General features: G+C 63.3%; 26 protein-coding genes. 9 read left to right on the forward strand and 17 right to left on the reverse strand.

Annotated features, from left to right (window positions below):
- Positions 1 to 13: 13 nt before the first annotated feature.
- Positions 14 to 676: a DedA family protein gene (locus QM596_RS24145; RefSeq protein ID WP_019749448.1), complete on the forward strand. Its 663-nt coding sequence runs from the start codon at positions 14 to 16 to the stop codon at positions 674 to 676.
- Positions 677 to 687: 11 nt separating this feature from the next.
- Here the strand turns inward: QM596_RS24145 and QM596_RS24150 are convergent, their stop codons facing one another.
- Complete coding sequence (locus QM596_RS24150; protein WP_283310086.1) at positions 688 to 1,815, reverse strand: GTP-binding protein; 1,128 nt, start codon at positions 1,813 to 1,815, stop codon at positions 688 to 690.
- Positions 1,816 to 1,859: 44 nt separating this feature from the next.
- Positions 1,860 to 3,212, reverse strand: a complete 1,353-nt coding sequence (locus tag QM596_RS24155) for an LLM class flavin-dependent oxidoreductase (protein WP_097387714.1) — start codon at positions 3,210 to 3,212, stop codon at positions 1,860 to 1,862.
- Positions 3,213 to 3,303: 91 nt separating this feature from the next.
- Between QM596_RS24155 and QM596_RS24160 the strand changes: the two genes are divergently transcribed.
- The gene (locus QM596_RS24160; protein ID WP_283310088.1) at positions 3,304 to 4,302 is read left to right on the forward strand and encodes a GNAT family N-acetyltransferase; all 999 of its coding nucleotides are present in this window, start codon (positions 3,304 to 3,306) and stop codon (positions 4,300 to 4,302) included.
- Here QM596_RS24160 and QM596_RS24165 read toward each other — a convergent pair.
- The 5 genes from QM596_RS24165 to QM596_RS24185 all read right to left on the reverse strand — a co-directional run bounded on the left by QM596_RS24165 (position 4,265) and on the right by QM596_RS24185 (position 8,303).
- Positions 4,265 to 4,972 (reverse strand): alpha/beta fold hydrolase, encoded by a 708-nt coding sequence (locus tag QM596_RS24165; protein ID WP_020968806.1) that lies wholly within the window; start codon positions 4,970 to 4,972, stop codon positions 4,265 to 4,267. The two genes, QM596_RS24160 and QM596_RS24165, sit on opposite strands and share 38 nt — an antisense overlap.
- A gap of 10 nt (positions 4,973 to 4,982) precedes the next feature.
- Positions 4,983 to 6,104 (reverse strand): glycoside hydrolase family 76 protein, encoded by a 1,122-nt coding sequence (locus QM596_RS24170; protein ID WP_003944321.1) that lies wholly within the window; start codon positions 6,102 to 6,104, stop codon positions 4,983 to 4,985.
- Positions 6,105 to 6,161: 57 nt separating this feature from the next.
- Positions 6,162 to 6,854 carry a TrmH family RNA methyltransferase gene (locus tag QM596_RS24175; RefSeq protein ID WP_113682302.1) on the reverse strand — a complete coding sequence of 231 codons (693 nt, stop codon included), beginning with the start codon at positions 6,852 to 6,854 and terminating at the stop codon, positions 6,162 to 6,164.
- On the reverse strand, positions 6,854 to 7,453 hold the full coding sequence (locus QM596_RS24180; RefSeq protein ID WP_020968805.1) for a DUF6636 domain-containing protein: 600 nt from the start codon (positions 7,451 to 7,453) through the stop codon (positions 6,854 to 6,856). The genes QM596_RS24175 and QM596_RS24180 overlap by 1 nt, the downstream gene beginning before the upstream one ends.
- A gap of 67 nt (positions 7,454 to 7,520) precedes the next feature.
- Positions 7,521 to 8,303 carry an SDR family oxidoreductase gene (locus tag QM596_RS24185; protein ID WP_283310092.1) on the reverse strand — a complete coding sequence of 261 codons (783 nt, stop codon included), beginning with the start codon at positions 8,301 to 8,303 and terminating at the stop codon, positions 7,521 to 7,523.
- 34 nt (positions 8,304 to 8,337) lie between these two features.
- Between QM596_RS24185 and QM596_RS24190 the strand changes: the two genes are divergently transcribed.
- Complete coding sequence (locus tag QM596_RS24190; RefSeq protein ID WP_020906637.1) at positions 8,338 to 8,781, forward strand: hypothetical protein; 444 nt, start codon at positions 8,338 to 8,340, stop codon at positions 8,779 to 8,781.
- A 4-nt stretch (positions 8,782 to 8,785) separates the two neighbouring features.
- Here the strand turns inward: QM596_RS24190 and QM596_RS24195 are convergent, their stop codons facing one another.
- The gene (locus QM596_RS24195) at positions 8,786 to 9,499 is read right to left on the reverse strand and encodes a lysoplasmalogenase (protein ID WP_021343244.1); all 714 of its coding nucleotides are present in this window, start codon (positions 9,497 to 9,499) and stop codon (positions 8,786 to 8,788) included.
- 49 nt (positions 9,500 to 9,548) lie between these two features.
- Entirely contained in the window at positions 9,549 to 10,229 is a 681-nt protein-coding gene (locus QM596_RS24200) for a lysophospholipid acyltransferase family protein (RefSeq protein WP_019749437.1), read from the reverse strand.
- 63 nt (positions 10,230 to 10,292) lie between these two features.
- On the opposite strand from QM596_RS24200, the gene QM596_RS24205 reads away from it, so the two are divergent.
- Genes QM596_RS24205 through QM596_RS24215 form a run of 3 tightly spaced genes read left to right on the forward strand, consistent with a single transcriptional unit; the run spans position 10,293 to position 12,613 of the window.
- Positions 10,293 to 10,856, forward strand: coding sequence for a TetR/AcrR family transcriptional regulator (locus tag QM596_RS24205; protein ID WP_283310095.1), 564 nt, complete (start codon positions 10,293 to 10,295; stop codon positions 10,854 to 10,856).
- A gap of 33 nt (positions 10,857 to 10,889) precedes the next feature.
- A complete protein-coding gene (locus QM596_RS24210) occupies positions 10,890 to 11,333 on the forward strand; it encodes a MarR family winged helix-turn-helix transcriptional regulator (RefSeq protein WP_020906635.1) in 444 nt (147 codons plus the stop codon).
- A gap of 23 nt (positions 11,334 to 11,356) precedes the next feature.
- Entirely contained in the window at positions 11,357 to 12,613 is a 1,257-nt protein-coding gene (locus QM596_RS24215) for an MFS transporter (RefSeq protein WP_020906634.1), read from the forward strand.
- 50 nt (positions 12,614 to 12,663) lie between these two features.
- Here QM596_RS24215 and pyrE read toward each other — a convergent pair whose 3' ends face one another.
- The 5 genes from pyrE to clpB all read right to left on the reverse strand — a co-directional run bounded on the left by pyrE (position 12,664) and on the right by clpB (position 18,775).
- Positions 12,664 to 13,197 (reverse strand): orotate phosphoribosyltransferase, encoded by a 534-nt coding sequence (gene pyrE, locus QM596_RS24220; protein ID WP_019749433.1) that lies wholly within the window; start codon positions 13,195 to 13,197, stop codon positions 12,664 to 12,666.
- Between the two features lie 74 nt (positions 13,198 to 13,271).
- Positions 13,272 to 14,072: an SDR family NAD(P)-dependent oxidoreductase gene (locus tag QM596_RS24225; RefSeq protein WP_070385423.1), complete on the reverse strand. Its 801-nt coding sequence runs from the start codon at positions 14,070 to 14,072 to the stop codon at positions 13,272 to 13,274.
- Positions 14,073 to 14,118: 46 nt separating this feature from the next.
- Complete coding sequence (locus tag QM596_RS24230) at positions 14,119 to 15,006, reverse strand: TtfA family protein (protein WP_070385439.1); 888 nt, start codon at positions 15,004 to 15,006, stop codon at positions 14,119 to 14,121.
- 86 nt (positions 15,007 to 15,092) lie between these two features.
- Entirely contained in the window at positions 15,093 to 16,064 is a 972-nt protein-coding gene (locus tag QM596_RS24235; protein ID WP_060939127.1) for a hypothetical protein, read from the reverse strand.
- A gap of 158 nt (positions 16,065 to 16,222) precedes the next feature.
- Positions 16,223 to 18,775, reverse strand: a complete 2,553-nt coding sequence (gene clpB, locus QM596_RS24240; RefSeq protein ID WP_283310098.1) for an ATP-dependent chaperone ClpB — start codon at positions 18,773 to 18,775, stop codon at positions 16,223 to 16,225.
- 182 nt (positions 18,776 to 18,957) lie between these two features.
- On the opposite strand from clpB, the gene QM596_RS24245 reads away from it, so the two are divergent.
- Together QM596_RS24245 and QM596_RS24250 are read left to right on the forward strand one after the other, a co-directional pair.
- Entirely contained in the window at positions 18,958 to 20,154 is a 1,197-nt protein-coding gene (locus QM596_RS24245) for an FAD-binding oxidoreductase (protein WP_372507614.1), read from the forward strand.
- A 16-nt stretch (positions 20,155 to 20,170) separates the two neighbouring features.
- Positions 20,171 to 20,917 (forward strand): FAD-binding oxidoreductase, encoded by a 747-nt coding sequence (locus QM596_RS24250; protein ID WP_003944435.1) that lies wholly within the window; start codon positions 20,171 to 20,173, stop codon positions 20,915 to 20,917.
- A gap of 3 nt (positions 20,918 to 20,920) precedes the next feature.
- Here the strand turns inward: QM596_RS24250 and QM596_RS24255 are convergent, their stop codons facing one another.
- Positions 20,921 to 22,081, reverse strand: coding sequence for a globin domain-containing protein (locus tag QM596_RS24255; protein ID WP_283310100.1), 1,161 nt, complete (start codon positions 22,079 to 22,081; stop codon positions 20,921 to 20,923).
- A 235-nt stretch (positions 22,082 to 22,316) separates the two neighbouring features.
- Between QM596_RS24255 and QM596_RS24260 the strand changes: the two genes are divergently transcribed.
- The gene (locus tag QM596_RS24260) at positions 22,317 to 23,504 is read left to right on the forward strand and encodes a nitric oxide synthase oxygenase (protein WP_020906627.1); all 1,188 of its coding nucleotides are present in this window, start codon (positions 22,317 to 22,319) and stop codon (positions 23,502 to 23,504) included.
- A gap of 6 nt (positions 23,505 to 23,510) precedes the next feature.
- On the opposite strand, the gene QM596_RS24265 is transcribed toward QM596_RS24260, so the two are convergent.
- Entirely contained in the window at positions 23,511 to 24,896 is a 1,386-nt protein-coding gene (locus QM596_RS24265; RefSeq protein WP_003944372.1) for a CitMHS family transporter, read from the reverse strand.
- Between the two features lie 93 nt (positions 24,897 to 24,989).
- Positions 24,990 to 25,997 carry a Bug family tripartite tricarboxylate transporter substrate binding protein gene (locus QM596_RS24270; RefSeq protein ID WP_153210893.1) on the reverse strand — a complete coding sequence of 336 codons (1,008 nt, stop codon included), beginning with the start codon at positions 25,995 to 25,997 and terminating at the stop codon, positions 24,990 to 24,992.
- Between the last annotated feature and the right edge of the window lie 12 nt (positions 25,998 to 26,009).

Here is a 26,009-nt window from a genome sequence, read left to right on the forward strand (position 1 = left end):
AGAACTGACCACGATGACGCTCGCATCCGGCAGTTTCTCCCCACTCGAGACTGCCGGGCCCCTGTTGGTCTGGATTATCGTCGTCACGTTCGTCTTCATCGAGTGCGCGATCATCCTCGGGTTGTTTCTCCCCGGCGACTCACTGCTGATCACAGCCGGAATCGTGCTTGCCGGTCACGAATCCGGTGCAGGCCACGTGTGGGCGCTGTCGGTGGGCGCGATGATCGCTGCCATTGCCGGCAACCAGGTCGGGTACGTCATCGGCCACCGGACGGGCAACCACATCAAAGCCCGTAAGGGCGGCAAGTACTTCACCGAGAAGAATCTGCACCGCGTCAACATCCTGTTGGAGAGACACGGGTTCTGGGCCGTCCTGATCGCCCGCTGGGTTCCGTGGGTTCGCACCTTGTGCCCGATGGTCGCAGGCGCAGCCAAGATGAACCACACGCGCTACACCATCGCGAGCACCATCGGCGCGATCATCTGGGCACCGGTGCTCCTGCTGCTCGGTTTCTACGGTGGCTCGTTCCTCGATCGCGTTCCGTGGTTGCTGCCCGCCGTGCTGATCGTGATGATGGTCAGCTTGGTCATCGGCACCGCTTTGGGAATCTGGCAGTACCGCAAGGAAATGGCCCGACCGGCCGAAGACGTCGAGGTCGAAGAGGTTCTCGACTAGAAGCTGTCTGCTCAGTGCAGGTGGCTCTGGTCCCACGCCGGAAGCGGGTCCTCGTAGTGAGTCCAGGCCCGCGGTCCTTCGCGTAGTTCGTCATCGGTCAGCAGAGCCGGATCGAGGATTCGCGATGGCGCCGCCGGGTCGAGTTTCACTCCGATGAACACGATCTCCTGCCCTGGCACCTCCGCTGCCGACGCCCACAGTTGCGCCGGTTCGACGACGAGGTTGGGGCCTGCCTGCGACCAGATAGCGGCGAACTCGGGCCTACTGGCGATCCAGCAGAAGCCTTTGCTTCGCAAGAGTCCCGCGAACTGACCGAGCGCAGCCTCGAGTCGCGCCGGATGGAAGGGGCGTGAGGCTCGATACGTGACGCTGCGTATTCCGTATTCCTCGGTTTCCGGGGTGTGCCCGCCGGCCAGCTCCTCGTCCCAACCGGGTACTTGCGCAGCCAGTTCCAGGTTGTAGAGACCGGTTTCGAGGACGCGATCGAGGGTGACTTTTCCGTGGTCGGTCCGAATCAGCTGAGCAGTGGGGTTGAGCCTTCGAAGCGTTGCCTCGACGGTTCCCGCCGCCCGCGGACTCACCAAGTCGGTTTTGTTCAGCAAGATGACGTCGGCGAACTCCACCTGATCGACCAGGAGATCGGAGATGCTGCGTCCGTCCCCCTCCCCGGCTTCGAGGTTGCGCTCGTCCAGTCGCTCGCCTTTTGCCAGCTCGCCGAGGAAGGTCGACGCGTCCACCACGGTCACCATCGTGTCGAGCTTCGCGAGCGCGCCGAGGCTGAAGCCGTCCTCGAATTCCCAGTCGAAGGTGGCCGCCACCGGCATCGGTTCGGAGATGCCGGTGGACTCGATCACCAACTGATCGAACCGCCCCTCGCGGGCCAGCGCGCCGACGGCGTCGATCAGATCCTCGCGCAGCGTGCAGCAGATGCATCCGTTGGTCAGCTCGACCAACTTCTCCTCCGTGCGATCGAGGTGGCCCTGGCCCGCGACGAGGGCCGCGTCGATGTTGATCTCGCTCATGTCGTTGACGATGACGGCGACCCGACGGCCGTCGCGATTGGCGAGGATGTGATTGAGGAGTGTGGTCTTGCCTGCGCCCAGAAATCCGGACAGCACGGTTACCGGTAGCTGCTTCATACCTTAATGATAACCATTGTCATTATCGACAACGGGAGGCGGGCCTACTGCACTGCGGACGCACTACCCGAGAACTGGCTCTCGGGCCTCGGCAACCCGAAATGATCACGAAGCGTCGTACCCGTGTATTCGGTCCGGAACAGACCGCGATCCTGCAGGATCGGGACCACACGTTCGGTGAAGATTTCGAGTCCACCCGGGTAGTACGGCGGCATGACATTGAATCCGTCAGCAGCATCGCTGGTGAACCATTCCTCGATCGTGTCGGCCACCTGCTCGGCGGTTCCGGCAAACACCCGGTGTCCGCGCGCACCCGCCAAACGATGAAGCAGGCCCCGAACCGTCGGACGCTCACGCTCGACTATGCCGGCGATCACCTGCAATCTGCTTTGCTTGTTGTCGGTGACATCACCTGCCGCCGCGAACAATTCGACGGGAACCGGTGCATCCAGTTCCAGATTCCGAACATCGGTCCCGGTGAGTGCACCGAGTTGCGCGAGCCCGTACTCCGGCGAGGTCAACTCGTTGAATTCTCGCTCCAGCGCTTTGGCTTGTTCCTCGGTGTCACCGATGAACGGGCTGATTCCCGGCAGAATCTTGACATGATCGGGGTTGCGCCCGAACTGCGCAGCCCTCGACTTGATGTCGGTGTAGAACGCCTGCGCATCGGAAAGTCTCTGGTGCGCTGTGAAAATCGCCTCCGCATACTGACCGGCAAACGCGCGACCGTCGTTGGACGCCCCGGCCTGCACCAGCACCGGGTATCCCTGCGGCGTTCGCGGTGCGTTGAACGGTCCCCGCACCCGAAGATGCCGGCCGACGTAGTTGATCTCGTGAATCTTGTTTCTGTCCGCGTAGATTCCGTTCTCCCGGTCCAGACTGATCGCGTCGTCCTCCCAGCTGTCCCACAACCGCACCACCGCGTCGACGAATTCCCTTGCACGCGAATACCGGTCGCCGTGGTCCGGATGCTTGGCCAGCCCGAAGTTGGCGGCAGCCAGATCCGTACCCGTGGTGACGATGTTCCACCCAGCGCGTCCGTTCGAGATGTGGTCGAGCGAGGCGAACAGCCGAGCCAGGTTGTACGGCTCGTAGTACGTGGTCGACGCCGTCGCGATCAATCCGATCCGCTCGGTTGCCACTGCAATGGCCGTCAACAAGGTGATCGGCTCCAACGTCCCTGCGGGACCGTGCTCGACGTCGCTGCGCAACGCGGGACCGTCGGCGAAGAAGATTCCGTCGAACTTCGCCGCCTCAGCAGTGCGAGCGATCTCCTGGAAATACGTGACGTCGAACAGACGTTCCGGCGTTGTCCACGGATGACGCCACGCCGCTTCGTGATGACCGGCGGGGTGGATGAACGCGTTGAGGCTCAGTTGGCGCGGAGAATCAGACATGCCTGAATGCTGGCAACTGCCGCCGCAGTCCGACAGGGTTAGGGTTCGCGTGATTCCAACTCGGGGTTGGCAGCTCGGTATCGTCACATGGGTGAGCCGCGTAGTCGTAGCCGAGTTCGTACCGTCCGGATCGACAGCATCGGTTCTTCACCAGTGGTGTGAGGTCTTCGCCGAAGGCCAGCGTCACCTGTCCGGAACCGCGCCGACAGCGACGGCGCTGATGGAAATGATCGAGGCCGAGGACGGTTCAGTCGATGTATGGCGTTGGATCGCACGCGACGGCGGAACGGACGAAGTCCTCGGCATCGCCCAGGCGCGACGCAACTCGGCGGAACCTGATCTCGCAGAATTTCGGATGTACGTGACACCCCACGCGCAGCGACGAGGGGTAGGACGAGCGCTTGCCGAACTCGCCGAAGTCGACATCGCCGGGTTCGGCGTGCGAAGAATCAGAGTGACGGCGCTCGTCGGAAGCGCAGCCGAGCATTTCCTGGGATCGTTCGACGGCCACCGTGTGTTGCTTCGGTTGGCCAACCAGGTTCAGCACATCAGCCCTCCCACCGCACACAGTGCCCGCCCCGGCTATCGAATCGTCAGTTGGCGCAACCGAACCCCGGACGAGCTGGTCCACTCCTTCTCGGAGGCATTGAACCGACTCCTCGACGCGCCGGGCGCCGAACTGCAGATGCCCGAACGTAATTGGGGAGCCGACGAGGTCAGATCGTGGGAACAGAAGATGACGGGTGGCTCTCAGGTACTCCTGGTGTGCTGCGCGGTCGACGACAGCGTCGGCGAAGTAGCCGCAGCGACAGTGGTGACGGTGGACGAACATGACAGCACCCACGCATCGCAGCATGACACCGTGGTACTTCCCCAGCACCGCGGACACGGTCTCGCTCGGTGGGTCAAGGAGCAACAAGCGTCTGTGTTGGCAGCTGAATTTCCCTCGCTGCGAAGAATTTACACAACGGTGAACGCGGAAAATCACCCGATGCTGACCGTCAATCGGAGCCTGGGATACCAGACCGTTGCGGAGCGGATCCTGGTGGAGATCAGGAGAGTCGAGAGTGCGTTGCACAAGCCTCGGTGACGATCTTCCTCCACAGGAGCGGGTGAGACTGCCAGAAGTTGTGCGCGACACCGTCGACGACCTCGAAACTACCGTTAGGCACGAGCTCGGCCAGTTGCTGCAACGGCCACGACGGGCGAATATCGTCGGCCGCCGCGAGAAATGTCATGGGCACGGGTGAGTCGGCCAACTGCCGAAACAGCTGTGGTTCATGGATCCATTCGATGAACGATTCTTGAAGCGATTGCCAGACAACAGGTTCCCAAGGTATCTGCGGGTCCGGCTCGATTCCCGCTTCGTACTGCTTCGACCAGGTCCGGTCCTTGTGGAGGCCGTGCCCCGCGATGCCGACGACGCCGGACACCGATTCCGGACAGTCGAGTGCGTACCGCACCGCCAAGTCGGATCCCCACGAGTGCCCCAACACGACCCAGCTGTCGATCTCGAACGTGCGTCGGACGAGTTCGAGGTCCGCAACCGCCTGCGCCATCGTATGAGCGCCGCCACCGGACCGGCCGACTCCTCGTGGCTCAGGGCACCACGCGCGCATTCCTTCCGGAACCAGCTCGTCGTGAGCAAGATAGTGAACGCATCCCGGGCCGCCGGAGAGAACCAGAACGTCCGCCCCTGCCCCACCGACATCGATGTGAAGACGTACGCCGTCCGTGTCGACCACGTGCCGGGATTCCATGAGGGAAAGCCTAACGCTTACGCGGGTATCCAGCCGCCGAGACGACAAAGGCCGCCTCCATGAGCATCCACCCACCCACCTGCACCGAGAGGTCTCGCTCGGGCACGCTCGACGAGCGCACCGTTCCGGCGGCGAAGGTGGCGATGTCGCCGGACAGACTCGGCAACTGAGCATCCTTGGTCCAGTCGTGCCCGAACAGCGGCAGACCTTCGATCTGCAGTCTGTTGTTCCAGGCCGCTTCCGCGGAGGACAGAACGATCTGCGCTGCGAGTTCGCGCGCTCGCAGGTCCTCGTGAGTCTCCCAGGACAAGTTCACCACCACGAACGCGAGGTAGCGAGCCAGGATTGCGTTGAACAGTCCGCCGTCGCCTCCGCCACCGCCCGTGATGACTCCGTACTCGGTCATTCCGTCGTACACCGCGTCGACGAGTTTGTGGACTCGCTCGCGGTGGCGCGGTTCGCCCAATCGCGTCGACAACTCGGTTTCCAACCCCAGCGTGACGCCCTGACAGTACGAATAGATCGCGCGCTCGAGGGTGCCGTCGCGGCGGATACCGTCGAAGATCAGTCCGGAGTCCGGATCCCGCAGCGTCTCGTCGATCCAGTCGGCCGTTGCCTGCGCGCGCCAGAGTTTTCCGGTGCGCGCCAGCATGATTCCGGCGGGTCCGTTTGCCGGGGTGTTGTAGAAATCGGAACCTTTGCACCACGGAATACCGCCGCCGTCGGCCGGGGACCACGAATCGAAGAGTTGCGATTCGAGCGCCTGGACCGCGGTCCGGTGATCGACCGAGAACATACGTTGAGCACGTTCGAGCGAGAGGCCCAGCCACGCCATGTCGTCGTAATAGTTGTTGGTCCACGCCGAGACGTTGCGGACCCGCACACTGCGGGCAACCTTCGCCACCCGGCGACGACGCTTGGGCGTCGGGTCACGTTCGAGCGCGTCGATTGCAGTGTCGAGCAGGTGTGCTTGCCACCAGTAGTGCCACGGCTTGAACATCCGCTCGCGCCGAACAGCGGGCCAGGCAACCACGCCGAGTGCTGTCCGGGGCATTCCCCACAGGCGCCGAAGGTGACGACTGACTATCGCGCCCTCAGCCGCATCGGCTCGCTCTGCCCACACTTCCTGCATAACTACCTATCCTGTCTGGTCGAGGCGCTACGCGCTAGCCGGAATTCGCGAGCGAGATCAGCGGGAATCGGCGAGATCGGCATGCTCACGTACCCACGCGTGCATCGCAATCCCGGCCGCGACACCGGCGTTGATGCTGCGAGTCGACCCGAATTGCGCGATCGAGACCGTCATGGACGCAACCTCTTTCGCATGATCGGTCACTCCGGGCCCTTCTTGACCGAACAGCAGGATGCACTCTCGCGGCAGGCTTGCCGTTTCCAGCGGCACCGACCCCGGGGTGTTGTCGACGGCAACGATCGTGAGTGAATTCTCACGGGCGTACTCGACGAGCTCGCTGATGTCGGCGTGGTGAACGATGTGTTGGTATCGATCGGTCACCATGGCGCCCCGCCGATTCCAGCGCCGACGCCCCACGATGTGGACCGCGGCCGCAGCAAACGCGTTTGCCGTGCGAACCACCGTGCCGATATTGGCGTCGTGCGCGAAGTTCTCGATGGCGACATGCATCGTGTGACGGCGCGAGTCGATGTCCTCGACTATCGCTTCCCGCGTCCAGTACCGGTACTCGTCCAAGACGTTTCGACGATCACCCTCGGCCAGAAGTACGGGGTCGTAGCGCTCGTCTGTCGGCGGTTCCGTGTCGTGCTCCTCGGCCCACGGCCGGACGCCGTTGGGGTTCTCGCCCCACTCGGTGGGTCCCGGTTCACCGGCCCCACCGGAGACGTCGTCGGCTGCGACTTCGGTCATCAGTACACCTCGTTGGAATCTGCAGCCACCGTGAAGCCGTGCGTGGTCTGATCGTTGACACACGAGACGTCTGTCGCGGTGGTCGTACAGGTGAAACCCAGTTTGCTCAGCGGTTGACCGGCCGCCAACACCGGATCGGCGTCGGGACCGCCCGAGGTGTACACCTCTCCGCCCGAACACATGAAAGCACCCTCACCCTCGTCGGTGACGCGAATACCGTTGCCCCAGTTGACCATGCAGCTCTCCGGCCGCGGCGGAACCGGAGTGGTCGTTCCCTCGCACCCGGCTTCGATTCTGGTGGGCAACTTGATGATGCCGCACTGGAAGTTCCCGTCGGGAGTGGTGAAGTAGTACGACTCGTTGCGCTCGAACTGCACGTCCGTGAGCGTCGTCGTCGGTGGCAGCGTCGTGGTCGGTGGTTCGGTGGTCGTGGGGACGACGGGCGCGACGGTGGTGGTTGTCGTCGGCACTGCGGTAGTGGTGGTCGAACTTGGCTGCGCCGCTACGGTCGGCGCTGAATCCGCCTCCCCGCCGCACCCTGCGAGCACGAGCGCCGACCCGACGCCCAACAAGACGAACCCCACCCGAACACGAACCACCCGACTACCTCCACACACGTCATCTTGGCCCAGCAACAGCCGACAGTGCACTCTATCGTGTGGTCGACTAAGTGCTGGTGACGCGCTTGTTCATCAGCCGTGAGAGCCACGCGGGCGAGAACCGCGACGCACTGAGAAAGAGCTTCGCCTGCGTTCCGACCGGGTAGTGAACCTTGTGTAAGCGTCCGGCGCCGCGTGTGGCCGCCCACAGTTCCTTCGCGACGTCGGTGGCAGTCAGCTTGATACCCAACGATCTGGTGGCTCCGGTGTCCATTCCAGTGACCATCGCGGTCTGGACGAACAACGGCCAGAGCGCGAGAACACGGATGTCGTGCTGTGCCCATTCCAGATCGAGTGCCTCGGTCAGGCCGCGGATCGCGAACTTGGTTGCACCGTACGTCGCCAGTTCGGGCTGGCCGTAGATCGCCGAAGCGGAGCACAGATTGACCACCTGAGCGCCGACGGTATCGCGGAGGTACGGGAAAGCCGTGTGCGTGCCGTTGAGGGTGCCGGTGATGTTGATGTCGACCATTCGGCGATGCGCCGCAAGAGAAATATCCTCGAACCGTCCCGAGGAGAGCACGCCCGCATTGTTGATCAGGATGTCCAGACGCCCGGACTCCCCGGCAAAATCGGCCAGACACTGCGCCCATCCCACCGGATCGGTGACGTCCAGGACACCCGTCACGACGCTCCCACCGAAACCGTCGATCTCGGCCTTCAAGGAGGCAAGGCCGGCGTCGTCGATGTCGAACGCGCCGACGCGGTATCCGTTGCGCGCGAACAACAGCGACGTCTCCCGCCCGATTCCAGCCGCAGCACCGGTGATGAAGACGTTCGGTTCGCTCATCCGGTCAGGCTATCCTGGATGTGGAGGAAATCTGATGAATCACCGTCGCGTCGTACACACCGTGTGTTTCATCGCGGTGGGATATCTGATCGTGCTCGCGGTGTGGCTCGGATGGCTGGTCGAGCACACCCCACCTGGCACTCTGCCCTATCAGATCGGCGGGCTACTCGCCGCTTTCGGCTCGGTACTCGGATTCGGAATGGCCTGGGCCAATCGACCGACCCGCGCCGAGCGCAAGCTCGAAAAGCACGGCCTCGAAGGGTGGGCACGAATCGACAAGGTCACACCCCTGCGCCGAACCGTCGACGGCGAGTTGGCCAAGCTCGCACTCCGCCTCACGGTTCCAGGTTCCGATTCGTACTCGGGCCGGATCGAGTACGAGATCCGACCCGAGTTCAAAGACAAGATCACTCCCGGATCCACGGTCACCGTCATGGTGGACCCGAAGAACCGAGACCGAATCATGCTGTGCCCGTGAAAAACTAGACGCTCTTCTTGCGTCCCAGCGCCAACATGCCCTCCACCAGCATCAGTTGCGCTCCCGCGTACGACGCCAGGATCACACCCTCGGCAGCGGCGCGGCCGGCGGTCCCTCGAATGAACAGTCGACGCACCACGATCAGCCCGTCGGACGCGGTGAAGAGCACTCCGCCCAATCCGAGCCAGGAGCGTCGATCCTTGTTCGGGACGACAACGTCGAGCACGGCCTTGGACTGCGGTGCCAGAGCGGGGTCCGCCGACAACGTCGAGGTGGTTCCCAACATCAATCCGTATCCGGTGAGCGGCGTCGACACGCTCGGTGCCTTGGCACGGAGCAGACCGGACGCCGTCGACCAACCGCTGATGCGGGGTTTGAGGGCAGCACGGGTCGGCCGTGCCCCGCGGCGCAGGAGAAGAGCCGAGTAACTGGCCTGCATCACCGCGAACGACGACGCGCCCTTGATCAGACGAGCATCGTTGTCCGGGTCGATCATGAACACGTCGCCGACGGTCGCAGCGGCGAGGCCGGCGAGAAGCAGTGCGGTATCGGCTGTTTCCGTCTCCGAGCGCTTGCGCAGCACTCGGGCCGCCAAGGCAGGTGCAATCAGCGGCTTCGCGATCTGCTGAACCCGCTCGTTACCGACCACTGCCCCGACCACCGTCGCTGCCGTCGCCGCCGCAAAAACTGCGTGCTCGATGCCCCACTTGCCCGCCATCACAATCCTCCTGTTGGTTACACGTCCAACAGCGACCGTACTGGGTCACTCAGGCAGCATCGCCGGATTTGACGTCCGCGCCGTAGACATCGACGTATTCCTGCCCCGACTGGTCACAGAGCACTGACATCAATTCGTCCGTCGCCGCGCGCACGACGGCCTGGTAGCCACGAAGTTCGCGGTACCGAGAGAAGTCGATCGGCTCCCCTACCGTGATCCGGACCTTGCTGAAGCGCCACATCCGCGTACCCGGCGGGTTGACTGCGTCGCCGCCGTGCACGACGACGGGAATGACCGGCGCCCCGGTTTCCAAGGCGACACGAATCGCTCCGGTCTTTCCCTTGTACAGGCATCCGTCGGGCGATCGCGTTCCCTCGGGATAGATCCCCCAGACGCCGCCTTTGTCGAGAATTCCGATGGCCGTGTCCAATGCCGCACGGGAGGCATCGGCGCCACTACGGTCGATCGGCACCTGACCCGCCCCACCGAAGAACCAGCGCTGCATCGCGCCCTTCACACCGGTCCCGGTGAAATATTCACTCTTCGCGACGAAGGTGATGCGTCGGCGCACCATGAGGACCAGGAAGAACGAGTCGACGACTGCCCGATGGTTTCCGGCGAGAATCACCGGCCCTTTCTTGGGGATGTGGTGCTGCCCCTCGATCGTCGGCCGCCCGAACAGCCAGAGGACCGGGCCGATCAGAACGTATTTGAACAGCCAATAGAGCACAGGGCATCACCTTTTCCGTCTAGTAGACAGTGTCTACGTCCAGAATAATAGACACTGTCTTCCATGACTGTCAGCAGCCTTCGCGAAACACTCGTCGCCACCGGCGTCGAGATTCTCGATGCCGACGGCGCCACAGAACTGACGCTACGGGAGATCGCGCGTCGGGCGGGCGTGTCGCACGGCGCCCCGCGGAGATACTTTCCGACCCACAACAGCCTGCTTGCCGCAATTGCCTCACACGGCCTGCGCGATCTCACCGAAAGACTCCAACCGGCACTTGTCGGCAAACAACCCGCTCGTAGCCGATTGATCTCGGCAGCAATCGAATACGTGTCATTCGCCCAGGAGCGGCCGGCGATGTTCGAGTTGATATTTCGCCACGACCTCCTCGAAGCCGCCGGCAGCAACCTCCGAGAGTCGTCACTCCCGCTCTTCGCCGCCCTGCAAGCCTTGACCGAAGAGGCCGACGCGTCCGATCCCACCACTTCTGCGGTGAACATCTGGACCGGAACCCACGGCATCGCAGTGCTGGCGGCAAATCGAAGCCTCGCGCTCGTTGCACCAGGCCTCGACATCGCGACACTGGTCACCACGAGTGTCACGGACCACCTTTTACGGACTCGTTGATTTACATAGTTACCCTATGCAATAATATTTTTCGTGACAGATGAAGAGCAGCAACTGCACGAACTACTCGTCGACCTCGTGAGCAACACGCACCGCTTCGCGAAGCTGGCAGGTTCTTTCGCGTCCGATCAGTACCCACGCGCCTGGCTGCGCGCGCTCTCGCTCCTCGAGGAATACGGCGAAATGCGGATCAGCGATTTCGCTCGACTCGACAGAAGCTCGCAGCCCTCTGCCACTGCCCTACTGCGCAAACTCGGCGAGAACGGTTACGTCGAACGCCGCGCCGACCCGGAGGACGCCCGCGCAGTGCGCGTCGCCATGACCGAGAAGGGTCGAAAGATCCTGAACGACGGCCGAAACGAGATCGCCGACGCTCTAGTCCCCCACTTCGTCGAACTCGGGCCCGAGCAGATCAAGAAACTGGCCGACGGATTGGCCGAATTGCGGTCCATCATCAAGACTTCCGACCCCAGCTGAAATACCCACCACTGAAAAAGGAGGTGGCCGTGAGCAACACGACCGCGACATCAACGCACCAGAACGAGGCTCCGCCGAGCCTCCTGAAACAACCGAAAGCGGTGTGGGCGGTAGCCTTTGCCAGCGTCATCGCCTTCATGGGCATCGGATTGGTCGATCCGATCCTCAAGCCGATCGGCGAACAACTCGACGCCACACCGTCGCAGGTTTCGCTCCTGTTCACCAGCTACATGCTCGTCACCGGCGTGGCCATGCTCATCACCGGTGTGGTGTCCAGCCGCATCGGCGCCAAGAAAACACTTCTTGTAGGCCTTGCCATCATCATCGTGTTCGCCTCTCTGGCAGGCGCTTCCAGCACCATCGGCCAGATCGTCGGATTCCGTGCCGGCTGGGGACTGGGCAATGCACTCTTCATCGCAACGGCATTGGCGGCCATCGTCGGCGCGGCCAGCGGCGGCGTCGCACGGGCAATCATCCTCTACGAGGCTGCACTGGGCATCGGTATCGCGGTCGGACCGCTGGTCGGCGGCGTTCTCGGTGACATCAGCTGGCGCGCACCGTTCTTCGGCGTCGCAGCCCTGATGGCGGTTGCTTTCATTCTCATCGTCGTGATGCTTCCGAGCGCACCCAAGCCCGAACACCACACGTCCATCGCTGCACCGTTCCAGGCGCTGCGACACCGCGGGCTACTCACCGTTGCCATCACCGCGCTGCTCTACAACTACGGATTCTTCACGCTGCTCGCGTACACACCGTTCCCCCTCGACATGGGGGCGTACCCGATCGGATTCATCTTCTTCGGCTGGGGCCTGATGCTGGCGATCTCGTCGGTTTTCCTCGCTCCTCGCCTGCAACGACGCTTCGGCACACTACCGATGATGATGCTGGCGCTGACACTGTTCGCACTCGACCTCGGCATGATGGCGCTCTTCACCGAGAACAAGATCGTCTTGATCGTGGGTGTCGTCCTCGCCGGGTTGTTCCTCGGTGTGAACAACACACTCATCACCGAAACCGTCATGATCTCGGCGCCCGTGGAACGGTCGACCGCCTCGGCTGCTTACAGCTTCGTTCGATTCGTCGGCGGCGCCGCAGCTCCGTGGGTAGCCGGCAAGCTCGGCGAGTCCAACGTCCACATGCCGTTCTGGGTCGGCGCGGTGCTCACCCTCGCCGCCGTGTTCGTCCTGTCGAGCGGACGCAAGGTCCTCGCACACGTCGACGACCACGATCCCGCGCCGCACAGCGTCGACGAAGCACTCGCCGTCACCGTAGGCGACTGACCCTGTGAGTGGTTGAGGAGTGCAGGGACTCCTTAACCACTCACGGGGCATCAGCTCAGGTTCAGATCTTCCAGGCCCAGCAGCGATCGGTACTCGACGCCCTCGGCGCCGATAATCGCGTCCGCACCCGTCGCGCGATCGACGACGGTAGCGACTCCGACCACTGTGGCCCCTGCCTCGCGCAGAGCCTTCACTGCTGTCAACGGAGAATTGCCCGTCGTGGTCGTGTCCTCGACAACCAGGACACGCTTGCCCACGATGTCCGGGCCCTCGATCTGACGCTGCATCCCATGAGCCTTCGCAGCCTTGCGAACGACAAACGCGTCGATCGGGCGTCCGGGAGCGTGCATCACCGCCATCGCAACCGGATCGGCGCCCATCGTCAAACCTCCGACGGCGTCGAAATCCCAGTCCGCGACCAGTTCACGCAGCAGCGAGCCGATCAGCGGCGCCGCCTTGTGGTGAAGTGTCGCGCGGCGAAGGTCGACGTAGTAGTCGGCTTCCTTGCCCGAGGACAACGTCACCTTTCCGTGTACAACAGCCAATTCGCGCACCAGCGCAGCCAAATCCTCACGATCGCTCATGAGTGCTCAGCCTACCGACCACCGGCTTATGCTCGGCTTCTGCCTCTGGGCTACGTTCGGCTGCTGCCTCTGGGCTACGTGCGCCCGCGGCCTCGTCCAACGATGTTGGTCAACCGGCGAACCAGCCCCTTGGGAACCAGACGCCCAGCCGTCGTGAGGACCTTGTACTGAATTCCCGGAATGCTGATGACCTTGTTGTCACCGAGATCCTTCATCGACGCCGCAACCACCTGGTCGACGCTCAGCCACATCGGCTTGGGGATCGTGGACATCTCGATGCCCGCACGCTCGTGGAACTCGGTGCGGATGAAGCCCGGGCACAGCGCCTGAACGCGCACTCCCGTCCCGGCCAACCCGCCGGAAAGCCCTTCGGTGAACGAAATGACATAGGCCTTGCTTGCCGAATACGTCGAACCCCGTCCGGACAGCAGGCCCGCGACGCTCGCCACGTTGACAATCGTTCCGTGCGCCGACGCGATCATGCTGGGCAGCGCCGCACGGGTCAGCCGCATCACGGCGGTGACGTTGACGTCGAGTTGAGACTGAAGAAGCGCCGGATCTGCAGTCCAGAACTCGCCGGAGGTACCGAATCCGGCGTTGTTCACCAACACCTCGACGCCCTTCTCCAGACGAAGCGCGACGGTGTCGCGTCCAGCCTCCGATGCGAGATCGGCAACCAGAATCTCCGACTCGGTGCCGAACATCGTCTTCAACTCGGACGCGAGGTCGTGCAATCTGACCTCGTCACGTGCGACGAGAACCAGGTCGTATCCGAGGGAGGCGTATTTCTTGGCGAAACCGGCGCCGAGACCAGAGGTAGGTCCGGTCACCAGGGCAACGGGACGCACAGGGCGATCCGAGTGGGAAGTCGACATACCGGCCACGCTAGTGGTTATCGCGGCTGGACGGGAACCTTAAAGGTCAGTCGACCGGGCGAATTGTGCCCGAGCGCTGCGACGCCGGACGCTGAGCCGGCTTGTCAGCCGCCTCGGGCTTGCGCAGCGATTGATCCGGACGTGGCGCAGATTCCCGCGGTGCAGGCTCACGCGGTGCGGACTCACGCGGGGCAAATTCACGCGGCGGAGCTTCACGGGGCGGCTGCTCTTGACGCGAACGGGGCTGTTCTACCGGATCCGGAGTTGGGCGAGACTTCTCGGCGCCCGGCCGCGGGCGGCTCGGATCGTGATCGACCTCGAGTTCGTTGGGATCGGTGACGGGAGGCAGGACATGCAGAATGCCGGACAGGCGCGCAACCGACTCGATTGCAGCGTCCCAATCCCGGCCGTTACTGGTCACCGGAAGCGAACCGAGCGTCCACTGACCTTCGCTCCACAGCATGCTGATCGACGACGGAACCGATTCGGTGAACGCCACCATGCGCTGATCACAGACACGACGTGCGATCTCGAGATCGGTCGCGAAGACGACTCGTGAACCGATCGCACCCAGCAGGTTCAGGTCGCCGTCCTTGGGCGGAGCCGTCGATTTCAACCGAAGATCGATGTCGACGTCCGACCCGATCTCGCGGCGAACGGCGACGATGGTTGCGGTCTCTTCCAGGTCGAACAGCACGAACTGCTCTCCGCGACGACGGCCTCGGACGACGTCGGTGGCAGTCAGGTAGTCCTGCTTCGCCATGACCGCGCGATGCCATTCGCCCGCCAGCTGATCGTCAGTGGCCGTGTACGTGTATCCCTGCGCCTTGGCCCAGATCTGACGCACTCGCCCGGATTGATCTCGCCTCGTCCTGTCGACGTACAGGAGCGCACCCGCGCCTGCGAGTGCAATTGCTGCCAGTCCGAACCACATTCCAGTCATCACCCTCCAGGGTAGCGACTCGCGGCCTCAACCTCCCGCGACACCCTGGTGGACTCGCCTGATGTGTCGTGAACGACTCAGTTGCCGAACTTCGGCAACGACGTACTCAGAATCGTGTTGGCGGTCATCGTGCCGTTCTCCACCGGAGTTCCGTCGACGACGATGTTGTCTCCCGGTTGCAGATCGGCGATCGTGGCGCGGTTGAGCGCGATGAGGGTGGTGTCGGCTGTGGTCAGAACCGTCACCTGCGATCCACCGATCGAATCGATGACCAACGTGCCGCCGTCGTTCGACTTGACGGTGCCGACGGCTCCCCCGGCGTCGCCGATGACTTCGCCGAGCCCGCCCGGGAGCTGGCTGAGCGGGGAATCCGTCGTCGGAGTCGGCGCCGTGGTGCTGGCCTTCGGCGGTGTGGTGGTCGGCGCCTGCGTCGTGGTGGTCGGCGGAACGAAAGCGGTCTGGGTTCCCTTGTCGTTCGAACCGAACGCCGAGAACGCGACGATCGCGATCACGGCGACCAGGATCCCGACCACGCCGGCAGCCACCCACGTCGCGAGCTTGCGCTTCTTGCCGCCGCCCGACGACCCGTCTTCGATGAACGGCTGTTCCGGCGGAACTCCCCCGCCACCACCGGCAACCGGATACTGCTGTGTGTTTCCGTACTGCTGTGTATTCCCGTACTGATCCGGGTTCCCGTACTGCTGGGCCGTGTACGGCGGATATGCCTGCGTCGCACCCGGCGGCGGGGCCTGCGGATCGAACTGCGGGTTGTAGGCGGGGAAGGCCTGCGTGGGATTCGGCTGCTGCCCCTGCTGCCCCAAGTACTCCGTGTTCTGATCCGGGCCACCGTAGGGATACTGCTGTGCCCCCGGATACTGCCCCGCCCCCGGCTGCTGACCGAAGTACTCCGTCGGCTGGTTCGGATTCTGGCCGGACACCGTCCCGTACTGCTCTGTCGGCTGGTCGGGCGTACGCCCCCACACCTCGGTGGCCTCGGGATCCTCACGGCGCGGCCCACCCGAGTTACGCGGATCGTTCTGATCGGTCATGCCTGGCTCACCTTCGGTTGGGACGAAAGAGCGTCGAAGTCGTTCGGAGAGGCGCGGGTGCAGACATCCCCAGTTCGAGCATCCAGCCATCCAGGGTAGAACAAAATGCGAATGCCCCGCCGATCCACTTGGATCGACGGGGCATTCCACTTACCGAATCAGGACAGAACCAACTGATCCGCGTCCTCACTGACACCGACGTGCACGGTGTCGCCGTCCTGGACCTTGCCGGCTAGGAGCAGCTTGGCGAGCTGGTCGCCGATCGACTGCTGAACGAGTCGACGCAATGGCCGAGCGCCGTACAGCGGGTCGTAGCCGCGCACCGCGAGCCACATCCGGGCAGCACCGTTCACCTCGAGGGTGAGACGACGCGCAGCCAGACGCTTCTGCAGCTGCTCGAGCTGGATGTCCACGATGTGCTCCAACTGCTCTTCGGAGAGCGAGTCGAAGACGACCACGTCGTCGAGACGGTTGATGAACTCGGGCTTGAACGCGTGGCGTACCGCGTCCATGACCTGCTCCCGCGTGCCACCGGATCCCAGGTTGGAGGTCAGGATCAGGATGGTGTTGCGGAAGTCCACCGTGCGGCCTTGACCGTCGGTGAGACGGCCTTCGTCGAGCACTGCAAGCAGGACGTCGAACACGTCGGGGTGTGCCTTCTCGACCTCGTCGAAGAGGACCACCGAGTACGGGCGTCGCCGAACTGCTTCGGTGAGCTGGCCGCCGGCTTCGTAGCCGACGTAGCCCGGAGGGGCACCGACGAGTCGGGCCACCGAGTGCTTCTCACCGTATTCGCTCATGTCGATGCGGATCATCGCGCGCTCGTCGTCGAAGAGGAAGTCCGCCAAGGCTTTGGCGAGCTCCGTCTTACCGACGCCGGTCGGGCCGAGGAACAGGAAGGAACCGGTGGGCCGATTGGGGTCGGCGACACCTGCTCGGGCGCGGCGAACCGCATCCGAGACGGCGACGACGGCGTCGGTCTGGCCGACGACGCGCTTGCCGAGTTCGGACTCCATGCGGAGCAGTTTCTCGGTCTCGCCTTCCATCATCCGGCCGGCCGGAATGCCGGTCCAGGCTGCGACCACGTCTGCGACGTCGTCCGGCCCGACCTCTTCCTTGAGCATCACGTCACCGTCGGAGGCGGCTCCGGAAGCGACTGCTGCCTCTTCCAGTTCCTTCTCCAGCGCCGGGATGCGGCCGTAGCGCAACTCGGCTGCCTTGCCCAGATCGCCGTCACGCTCAGCGCGTTCGGACTCTCCTCGCAGGGTTTCGAGCTGTTCCTTCAGCACGCGCACCGAGTCGATGGCCTGCTTTTCGTTCTGCCAGCGGGTGCTGAGCTGATTGAGCTTTTCGCGATCGTCGGCGAGTTCCTGACGCAGCTTCTCGAGCCGAGCCTTGGACGCGTCGTCGGTTTCCTTCTCGAGTGCCACTTCTTCGATTTCGAGTCGGCGAACAGTGCGTTCCACCTCGTCGATCTCGACGGGTCGCGAGTCGATCTCCATACGAAGTCGCGATGCGGCTTCGTCCACGAGGTCGATGGCCTTGTCCGGCAGGAACCGCGAGGTGATGTACCGGTCCGACAGCGCGGCAGCAGCCACCAACGCGGAGTCGGTGATGCGTACGCCGTGGTGAACCTCGTAGCGCTCCTTGAGACCGCGCAGGATGCCGATGGTGTCCTCGACCGAGGGCTCACCGACGAGCACCTGCTGGAAACGACGCTCGAGTGCTGCGTCCTTCTCGATGTACTTGCGGTACTCCTCGAGCGTGGTGGCACCGACCAGTCGCAGCTCACCGCGGGCGAGCATCGGCTTGATCATGTTGCCTGCGTCCATCGCGGATTCACCGGTGGCTCCGGCGCCGACGATGGTGTGCAACTCGTCGATGAAGGTGATGACCTGTCCGGCACTGTTCTTGATGTCGTCGAGAACTGCCTTGAGGCGTTCCTCGAATTCACCGCGGAACTTGGCACCGGCGACCATGGACCCGAGGTCCAGGGACACGACGGTCTTGCCTCGAAGCGATTCCGGGACGTCACCCGCGACGATGCGTTGGGCAAGGCCCTCCACGATCGCGGTCTTGCCGACGCCGGGCTCACCGATGAGTACCGGGTTGTTCTTGGTACGACGCGAGAGCACCTGCACGACACGGCGAATCTCGGTGTCGCGACCGATCACCGGGTCGAGCTTGCCGCTACGTGCAGCTTCGGTGAGGTCGGTGGAGTACTTTTCCAGCGCTTGGTAGGTGCCTTCGGGCTCCGGGCTGGTGACGCGAGCGCTGCCGCGGACGGTGGTGAAGGCTTCACGCAATGCGTCCTGGGTAGCGCCATGACGTACGAGCAACTGCGCGACGTCGGAGTCGCCGGCGGCCAGTCCGTAGAGGACGTGCTCGGTGGAGACGTATTCGTCGTCCATCTCGGTGGCGAGGTGCTGAGCAGCAGTGAGTGCCGCGAGTGCCTCACGCCCGAGTTGCGGGGTGGAGCTTGCGCCGGTTGTCTTGGGCAGGCGATCGACGATTGCCTGTGCTTCACGGTGTACGACCGTGGGGTCGACGCCTACAGCTTTGAGTAGTGGGGCAGCGATGCCGTCGGTCTGGTCGAGCAATGCGACCAGCAGATGGGCAGGCCGGATATCGGGATTACCCGCCGACGACGCCGACTGCAGTGCAGCCGTCATCGCAGCCTGGGTCTTGGTTGTTGGTGTGAACGAGTCCACTTGTCACCTTTCTGGCGAAGTCGAACGGGAAGAGCCGCGACCGGTTGGTATTGCGACTGTGTCAATATGCTCAACGCGGACAAACTTGAGTCTATTCCGCTCAAGTTTGTTTTCGCCAGGCCGAGTTGGTTTCGTAGGTCACATTTTCAGCCGTACTAGAATTGTGGCGAGAGTTGCAGCTGGTGCGAAAGGGGGATGGATTGGATCCGACAGTGATCGCCCGTCTGCAAACCAGCCTCGATTCTCTGACTGACGACGAAGAGAGCCGTGCGCACTTCTCGGCAGTGTTCTACACCGGCCTCTTCGCGGAACATCCTCTGTACCGCTCATTGTTCCCGGCCGGGATGGAATCGCAGGGGCACCGTTTCTTCAGAGCGATCGAGTTCGTCGTCAAGAACCTTCCCCAGCATCGTCGGATCCGGAAGTTCCTCACCCAACTCGGCCGCGATCATCGCCGCTACGGCGTCGAGCGTGAGCACTACGAGGCTGCCGGTGTTGCACTCGAGCGCGCAGTTCGGTCGATGTACGGAACCAGCGCGCACAGTCGCTACAAGTGGACGCCGGAACTGGAGGACGCCTGGTCTCAGTTCACCGACCTCGTCGTGAGCACGATGGCCGACGGCGCCGAGTCCGATACGACCCCGGCACTCTGGGGCGCAACCGTGGTCAGCCACGAACGAGTCCTCGACGATCTGGCGATAGTGCGCCTCGAAGCCGACCCACCCATTCCGTACGGGGCGGGACAGTACGTCGGCGTTCAGATTCCCCAGCGCCCGAAAATGTGGCGGTACTACTCACCGGCGATTCCGACCAACCCTTTCGGTCAGCTCGAGTTCCACATCCGCAAGGTGTCGGGAGGATGGGTCAGCCCCGCGATCGTCAGCGAGACCAACGTCGGTGACCGCTGGGTCATGTCCACTCCCCTCGGCGGTCTCGAGGTCGATTTCACCAGCGACCGTGACGTTCTCATGATCGGATCCGGCACCGGCATCGCCCCACTGCGGGCACAGGTGATGGAAATGTCCCAACGCGCGCACAATCCGCGCGTGCACCTGTTCGTCGGCGGCCGGTATCCGTGCGACCTCTACGACCTCGAAACGCTCTGGCACATCTCGCTCAGTAATCCGTGGTTGACCGTCGTACCGGTTTCCGAAGAACCCGAAAACCCTTGGTGGCACAACGGACCGGTGCTTGAGCCACCCTTCGGAATGCACAGCCGACTGATCGGACCGATCGGAAAAGTGGTCTCGCAGTTCGGCTCGTGGGCCGACCGTCAGGTGCAGATCTCGGGGTCACCGTCGATGATCAAGACCACCGTCTACGCCTTGCGGGCCGGCGGAACTCCACTCGACCAGATCCGGCACGACCCGCTCTACTGACTACAGGAGAACTTTCATGGCCCAGCGAACCTGGTCGAGCACAGTCGTCGAACATCACCGTCTCCGTGAGGATCTGGCGGTTGTCCGCCTGGTCGGCGATGTCGTCCCCTTCCGCCCCGGCCAGTACGTCGATGTCAGCGTCCCGCAGAATTCGCGGTTGCTCCGCCGACTCTCCCCCGCCCTGCCTCCCTCACACGACGGGAAGTTGGAGTTTCACGTCAAGACGGTTCCCGGCGGTTGGGTCAGCGGTTCGATAGTCAAGGACACCCAGCCCGGTGACGTCTGGCAGATCCTCGACCCGCGCGGCAACCTGTCCGTCGACGAGAACGGCCCCACCGTCATCATGGTCGCGGGCGGAACCGGCTTGGCCCCACTCCGGTCGATCATTCTCGATCTGGCTCAGACCCCGAACCCGCCGCAGGTGTACCTCTTCTTCGGCGGCCGAACGCTTCGCGATCTCTATGCGGCGGACATGTTGTGGCTACTCGCCGATCAGTTTCCGTGGTTGCAGCCCATTCCTGTCGTCGAAGATCTCTCCGACGGCGGCCCGCCCGACGGATGGTTCGACCGTTTGAACGTCGACATCGGATTCGGCGACGATCATCTCATCGAAGGCACGCTCGCCGACGTCGTCGCGTCGTACGGTGCGTTCACCGAACATCAGGTCTTGGTGTGCGGATCAGCGGCCATGGTTCGATCGACGCGTGATCGATTGATCGAGGCCGGAACGCCGGCCGAGGTCATTCAGTTCGATCCGTACTGACGGTCAGTACGTCGGATCATTGCGAACGGTGTCGACGTCGATGCCCACCGCGCGAAGCCTGAATTTGGTGCTGTTGACCATGGATTCGCTGCCGACGACCTGGATGTCGTAGCCCGCCCAGTCCCCGAACGAGGTCACGACCTTTCCGACCTTGCCGACGATGCGCCTTGCCATGCCGATCGGCGGCAGCGGTTCCGGTTCGTTGTGCCACCACGGATTCTCGTCTTCTTCCGAGACCGGGATGATCGTGAGCCACGGGTGCTTCTCGGCCAGCTTCCACAGATGCGGAAGGTCGTAGAGATCGCACGGATGCTGTCCGGAGTAGAACAGTTGGACCTTGCGAGTGTTGCCGCGTCGGATCAGTTCGAGGATCTGAGCGCGAAGAGGCGCGACACCTGTTCCCGACGCGATCATCAAAAGGTCCTTGGAGTTCTCCGGAATCCCCAGGGCGCCGATGGGCGAACCGACCACCCAGGTGTCACCGACAGCGGTTTGGTTCACCATGACCGGGCTGACCCACCCGCCGGTGACCTGACGAACGTGGAACTCGAGGACTCCAGTCCCGTCGTACGGCGTGGCCGGTGAGAGGTAGCGCCACATCCGCGGCCTCGCGGCGACCTGCACGCTGACGTACTGACCGGCGCGGTATTGCATAGTCTGGTCGAGTTGCAGCCTGACGACGGCGACGCCCTTGATGACCGGGCGGCATTCGATGACGGTGGCACTCCAGGCGGGCGGGCCGTCCTCCGCGTTGGCGGCGTCCATCATCGCTGCCGAGATGATCGCGAGCGCGTTGCGCCATGCGCTGTCGACCTCGTCTGTCCACATTTCGGCGCCACCGAAAGTCTCGAGTGCTTCGATCAGGGCATTGCCGACTGCCGTGTAATGCTCGTCGGTGACGCCGTACTTGCGGTGATCGCGGCCGAGCTGCGCGAGGTACTCGAGTATCGCGTCGGACTCGTCGAGGCGTTCGACGACGTGAGCGATAGCGCCGACAAGCCGGTCCCGCTGCACATCCATCGCCGCCGGAAAGAACTCCCGCGTTTCGGGCGATCGAGCGAACAGGATCGAATAGAAGGTACGGGCGAGCCGTTCCGGACCATCTTCTACCGCAGCGACGGATTTGAAGCTCGACCGGACCAGAGAGATTGCTTGCGAATCCACGCTCATCCTCGTCCCGACTAGACGCGGCAAGACCCGCCGCGGAATTTCGTCTGCAGCTTATGTCACAAATGTCTGACTCGTAAATCATTCTGGACAAGTGTCACAATGCGACCCCATTTCGCGGTGTGACCGTCCCTTTCTTATTCTTGCGTGCAAGATAAACAAGAGCTTCGACACTCTCAATCGCCGAGCTAACGTTCAGCGAAATCTCAACCAGCCAAACAGGAGTCGTGCCGTGGATTTTGTTCGACAGGACGAATTGCCCACCGATAGCGGGCTTACGTCCCAGATCGCCTCCACCACCCCGACGCTGACCGAGCTTCAACGTCGGGAACTCGAGTGCGTCGAATTTTTCGACTCTCCGGAACTGGGCCACCTCCCGACGTCTCGGCGGCGCGAGGCCTTGCGTGAGCTCCACCGGACCGGTACCTACACGCACACAGCGGAGGAATTGCTCGTCGGCGCCAAACTCGCCTGGCGAAACCACGCCAGGTGCGTCGGTCGCGCGCATTGGCGGACCCTCAAACTCATCGACGCGCGCGATGCCGTCACGGCTTCCGCTCTCGCAGAAGCGTGCTGGGAGCACCTGCGACTGTCGACCAACGGCGGCGCTCTGCAGTCCGTCGTGACGGTCGGGCCGCTTCCCCGCGAGGACGGCCAGGAGTACCGCATCCTCAGCCCGCAACTGATCCGCTACGCCGGCTACCGGCAACCGGACGGCACCATCCTGGGCGACCCGTGGCACGTCGATCTCACCGCTCAGGTCACCGCGATGGGATGGAAGGGCGCCGGCACGGCGTTCGACGTTCTCCCCGTGCTGATTTCGGTTCCCGACGAACCCCTGCAGTACTTCGACGTCCCGACCGACCTCGTTCTCGAGGTCGAGATCGAGCATCCCGAATACAGCTGGTTCGCTGATCTGGGGCTTAAATGGCATGCCGTTCCCGCGGTCTCGGACATGAACCTCGACATCGGCGGAATCGTTTATCCCTGCACACCGTTCAGCGGTTGGTACGTCAGCACCGAGGTCGGTGCACGCAACTTCAGCGACACCGATCGCTACAACATGTTGCCGACCATCGGGGCGATGATGGAGCTCGACATGAGCCACGACCGCACGCTCTGGAAGGACCGTGCACTGGTCGAACTGAACCGCGCAGTTATCCACAGCTACCGCAAGGCCGGCGTCATCATGGTCGACCATCACACTGTCGCAAAGCAATTCATCGATCACATCGCGCGTGAGGACAAGGCCGGGCGCAAGTGCCCGACCGACTGGTCATGGGTGAACCCGCCCATGTCCAGCTCGCTCACGCCGACGTTCCACCGCCTGTACGACGAGCCCGATCTCGACATCCGGCCCAACTTCGTGACTAAAAAGAAGAAGGGCACTGACCAAGGCCGGTGCCCCTTCCACAACTGATCGCACTCAGAAGGGGATCTGCCCCAATCCGACACCGACCACGAGCATCGTGATCGAGATCAGGCCTGCTCGCCACAGGACCTTCTTGTGGTGATCCGCCAGGGACACACCGGCGAGCGTGACCAGCAGCAGGATCGCCGGGACCAGCGGACTCTGCATGTGCACGGCCTGCCCGGTGATCGAAGCGCGCGCCATCTCCACCGGCTCGATGCCGTACTGGGCTGCCGTCTCGGACAGCACCGGCAGCACACCGAAGTAGAACGCGTCGTTGGTCATGAAAAACGTGAGCGGAATGCTCAGGACGCCCGTGATGACGGCCAGATGCGGGCCCATCGCGTCGGGAATGACCTGGAGCAGCCACTCTGCCATCGCCTCGACCATGCCGGTTCCCTGGAAAACGCCGGTCAGCACCGCTGCTGCCAGCACCATCGCGACAACGGAGACGATGCTCGACGAATGGCGTGCGATTGCTTCGCCCTGATCCTTGACCGCCGGGAAGTTGACCGCGAGAGCGATCGACGACGCAATCATGAACAGCACCGGGATGGGCAGGATGTCCATCACGAGCACGACGAGAAGGATCGTCGTCAGCGCGGCGTTGAACCAGAGCAGCTTCGGTCGCAAGGTGTCCCGCTTGGGGTCGAGGCCGTCGATGAATCGTCCGGTGTCGCCGCCGTCGTCTTCGGAGTCGTTCGAGCCGCCGGTGCCGGCGCTACCGGTGCTGGAACTTCCACCGTTTCCGACCTTTTCGAGGATGCGCTCAGAAGTCAGGACCAAAGTCCCGATCCTGCGACGCTCCATGATCCCGAGGTGAATCGCGAATCCGAGCACCATGATCAGGCCGACGATCAACGACGGCACCATCGGGACGAACACGTCGGAGGGCGAGAGTCCCAGCGCGCTAGCCGCCCGCACGGTCGGGCCACCCCACGGAATGATGTTCATCGTCGCGTTGGACAAGCCGGCGATCACCGTCAGTACAACGGGACTGACACCGAGTTTGAGGTAGAGCGGCAGCAGCGCGGAGGTCACGATGATGAAGGTCGTCGAACCGTCTCCGTCCAGCGAAACCACCATCGCGAGCACCGCGGTGCCGACCACGAGCCGCATCGGATCGTCTCGCACCATCCGCAAGATGAGTTTGACCAGCGGATCGAAGAGGCCGACGTCGATCATGATTCCGAAGAAGATGATCGCGAAGAACAACAGCGCCGCGGTGGGTGCGAGCGACTTGATGCCGTCGGTGATCATGTCGCCGATGCCGAGGCCCGCTCCGGCGAGTAGTCCGAAGGCCACCGGCACCAGGGTCAGTCCCACCACCGGGGTCGCGCGTTTGGTGAGGATCAGGAACATGAACACCGCAACCATGAGGAAGCCGAGTGTGACGAGCATGATGAACTCCTTTTGTGCTGAGTTGCCGAGAAAAACGGCACGGCAAATCGAGCCGGTGACCTTCGTGGAGGTGAAACGAAACTTCGGTTGTGCTCAGTTGGTTCCGGGCGGATCGAGTGTCGCGTCGACGAACCGGGATTGTTCGGCGAGGAAGGCAGAGAACTCGGGTTCGGTGAGAACTGCGCTGTTCCAACCATTTCGGTCGGACAGCTCGTTCCACCGTGGACTTGCCGCAAGATTCCGCACTAAATTCTGTAAATGCTGACGCTGGTCGTCCGTCAATCCGGGGGGCGCCATGAGACCCCGCCAGTTGGTGAACGTGACGTCGACGCCCGACTCCGCCATGGTCGGTGCATCCACCGCCGGAGTGCGCTCCGGCGAACTGACCGCAAGGACCCGAACCGTGCCTGCCGCAATCTGATCCAGGTACTCCCCGATACCGGTGGCGGCGACGTCGACCTGCCTGGTCAGCAGCGCCGGAAGTAGTTCTCCGCCGCCGTCGTAGATTCGGTAAGGGGACAGCGACGGATCGACGCCGACCGCCCGTGCGAACAGAAGGCGGAACAGCCCGTCCGGTCCGCCTTCACTCGACCCACCACCGATCGAGATCGACGACGGATCCGCCACCCAGGCCTGCGTCAGATCTGCCAGAGTTTTGTACGGCGAATCTGCCGGCACCAGTACAGCTTCCGGTTCTTCGACCAGTCTCGCGATCGGTGTCACGTCGGAAAGGGTGTGCTCGGACGGCAGTATCTCGAGCGAACCGAGAACGCCGAGTCCCATGACCATGAGTAGATCGGGATTTCCGCGTTCGAGAGCCAACCGGTTGAGTCCGACGATGCCACCCGATCCGGGCAGAACAACGACGTCGGCGTCGACGGTCCCTTCGTCGGCCAGTGCCTGCACCATGGTCCGGGCGGTCAGGTCGTAACCACCACCGGCCACCGAGGGCACCAGTACACGCAGTTCTTCGGAACTCTCACCCGCTCGACCACCGGCGAAGAAGGACTCGACCGGAGTGCATCCGGTCGAGAGCACAAGAGCCATCGCGCAAGCACCGAGCAGGGCGATATGCCTGCTCAGTCGCTTCGATGTCCTCATGGCCTTGTCCTT

This window comes from Rhodococcus sp. IEGM 1406 (assembly GCF_030056745.1).
Classification (GTDB): Bacteria; Actinomycetota; Actinomycetes; order Mycobacteriales; family Mycobacteriaceae; genus Rhodococcus_F; species Rhodococcus_F erythropolis.

Coding starts and splice junctions, on each gene's coding strand:
- QM596_RS24145 (WP_019749448.1), top strand. CDS start 14: ATGACGCTCGCATCCGGCAGTTTCTCCCCACTCGAGACTGCCGGGCCC.
- QM596_RS24150 (WP_283310086.1), bottom strand. CDS start 1,815: ATGAAGCAGCTACCGGTAACCGTGCTGTCCGGATTTCTGGGCGCAGGC.
- QM596_RS24155 (WP_097387714.1), bottom strand. CDS start 3,212: ATGTCTGATTCTCCGCGCCAACTGAGCCTCAACGCGTTCATCCACCCC.
- QM596_RS24165 (WP_020968806.1), bottom strand. CDS start 4,972: ATGGAATCCCGGCACGTGGTCGACACGGACGGCGTACGTCTTCACATC.
- QM596_RS24170 (WP_003944321.1), bottom strand. CDS start 6,104: ATGCAGGAAGTGTGGGCAGAGCGAGCCGATGCGGCTGAGGGCGCGATA.
- QM596_RS24175 (WP_113682302.1), bottom strand. CDS start 6,854: ATGACCGAAGTCGCAGCCGACGACGTCTCCGGTGGGGCCGGTGAACCG.
- QM596_RS24185 (WP_283310092.1), bottom strand. CDS start 8,303: ATGAGCGAACCGAACGTCTTCATCACCGGTGCTGCGGCTGGAATCGGG.
- QM596_RS24190 (WP_020906637.1), top strand. CDS start 8,338: ATGAATCACCGTCGCGTCGTACACACCGTGTGTTTCATCGCGGTGGGA.
- QM596_RS24195 (WP_021343244.1), bottom strand. CDS start 9,499: ATGGCGGGCAAGTGGGGCATCGAGCACGCAGTTTTTGCGGCGGCGACG.
- QM596_RS24205 (WP_283310095.1), top strand. CDS start 10,293: ATGACTGTCAGCAGCCTTCGCGAAACACTCGTCGCCACCGGCGTCGAG.
- pyrE (WP_019749433.1), bottom strand. CDS start 13,197: ATGAGCGATCGTGAGGATTTGGCTGCGCTGGTGCGCGAATTGGCTGTT.
- QM596_RS24225 (WP_070385423.1), bottom strand. CDS start 14,072: ATGTCGACTTCCCACTCGGATCGCCCTGTGCGTCCCGTTGCCCTGGTG.
- QM596_RS24230 (WP_070385439.1), bottom strand. CDS start 15,006: ATGTGGTTCGGACTGGCAGCAATTGCACTCGCAGGCGCGGGTGCGCTC.
- QM596_RS24235 (WP_060939127.1), bottom strand. CDS start 16,064: ATGACCGATCAGAACGATCCGCGTAACTCGGGTGGGCCGCGCCGTGAG.
- QM596_RS24250 (WP_003944435.1), top strand. CDS start 20,171: ATGGCCCAGCGAACCTGGTCGAGCACAGTCGTCGAACATCACCGTCTC.
- QM596_RS24265 (WP_003944372.1), bottom strand. CDS start 24,896: ATGCTCGTCACACTCGGCTTCCTCATGGTTGCGGTGTTCATGTTCCTG.
- QM596_RS24270 (WP_153210893.1), bottom strand. CDS start 25,997: ATGAGGACATCGAAGCGACTGAGCAGGCATATCGCCCTGCTCGGTGCT.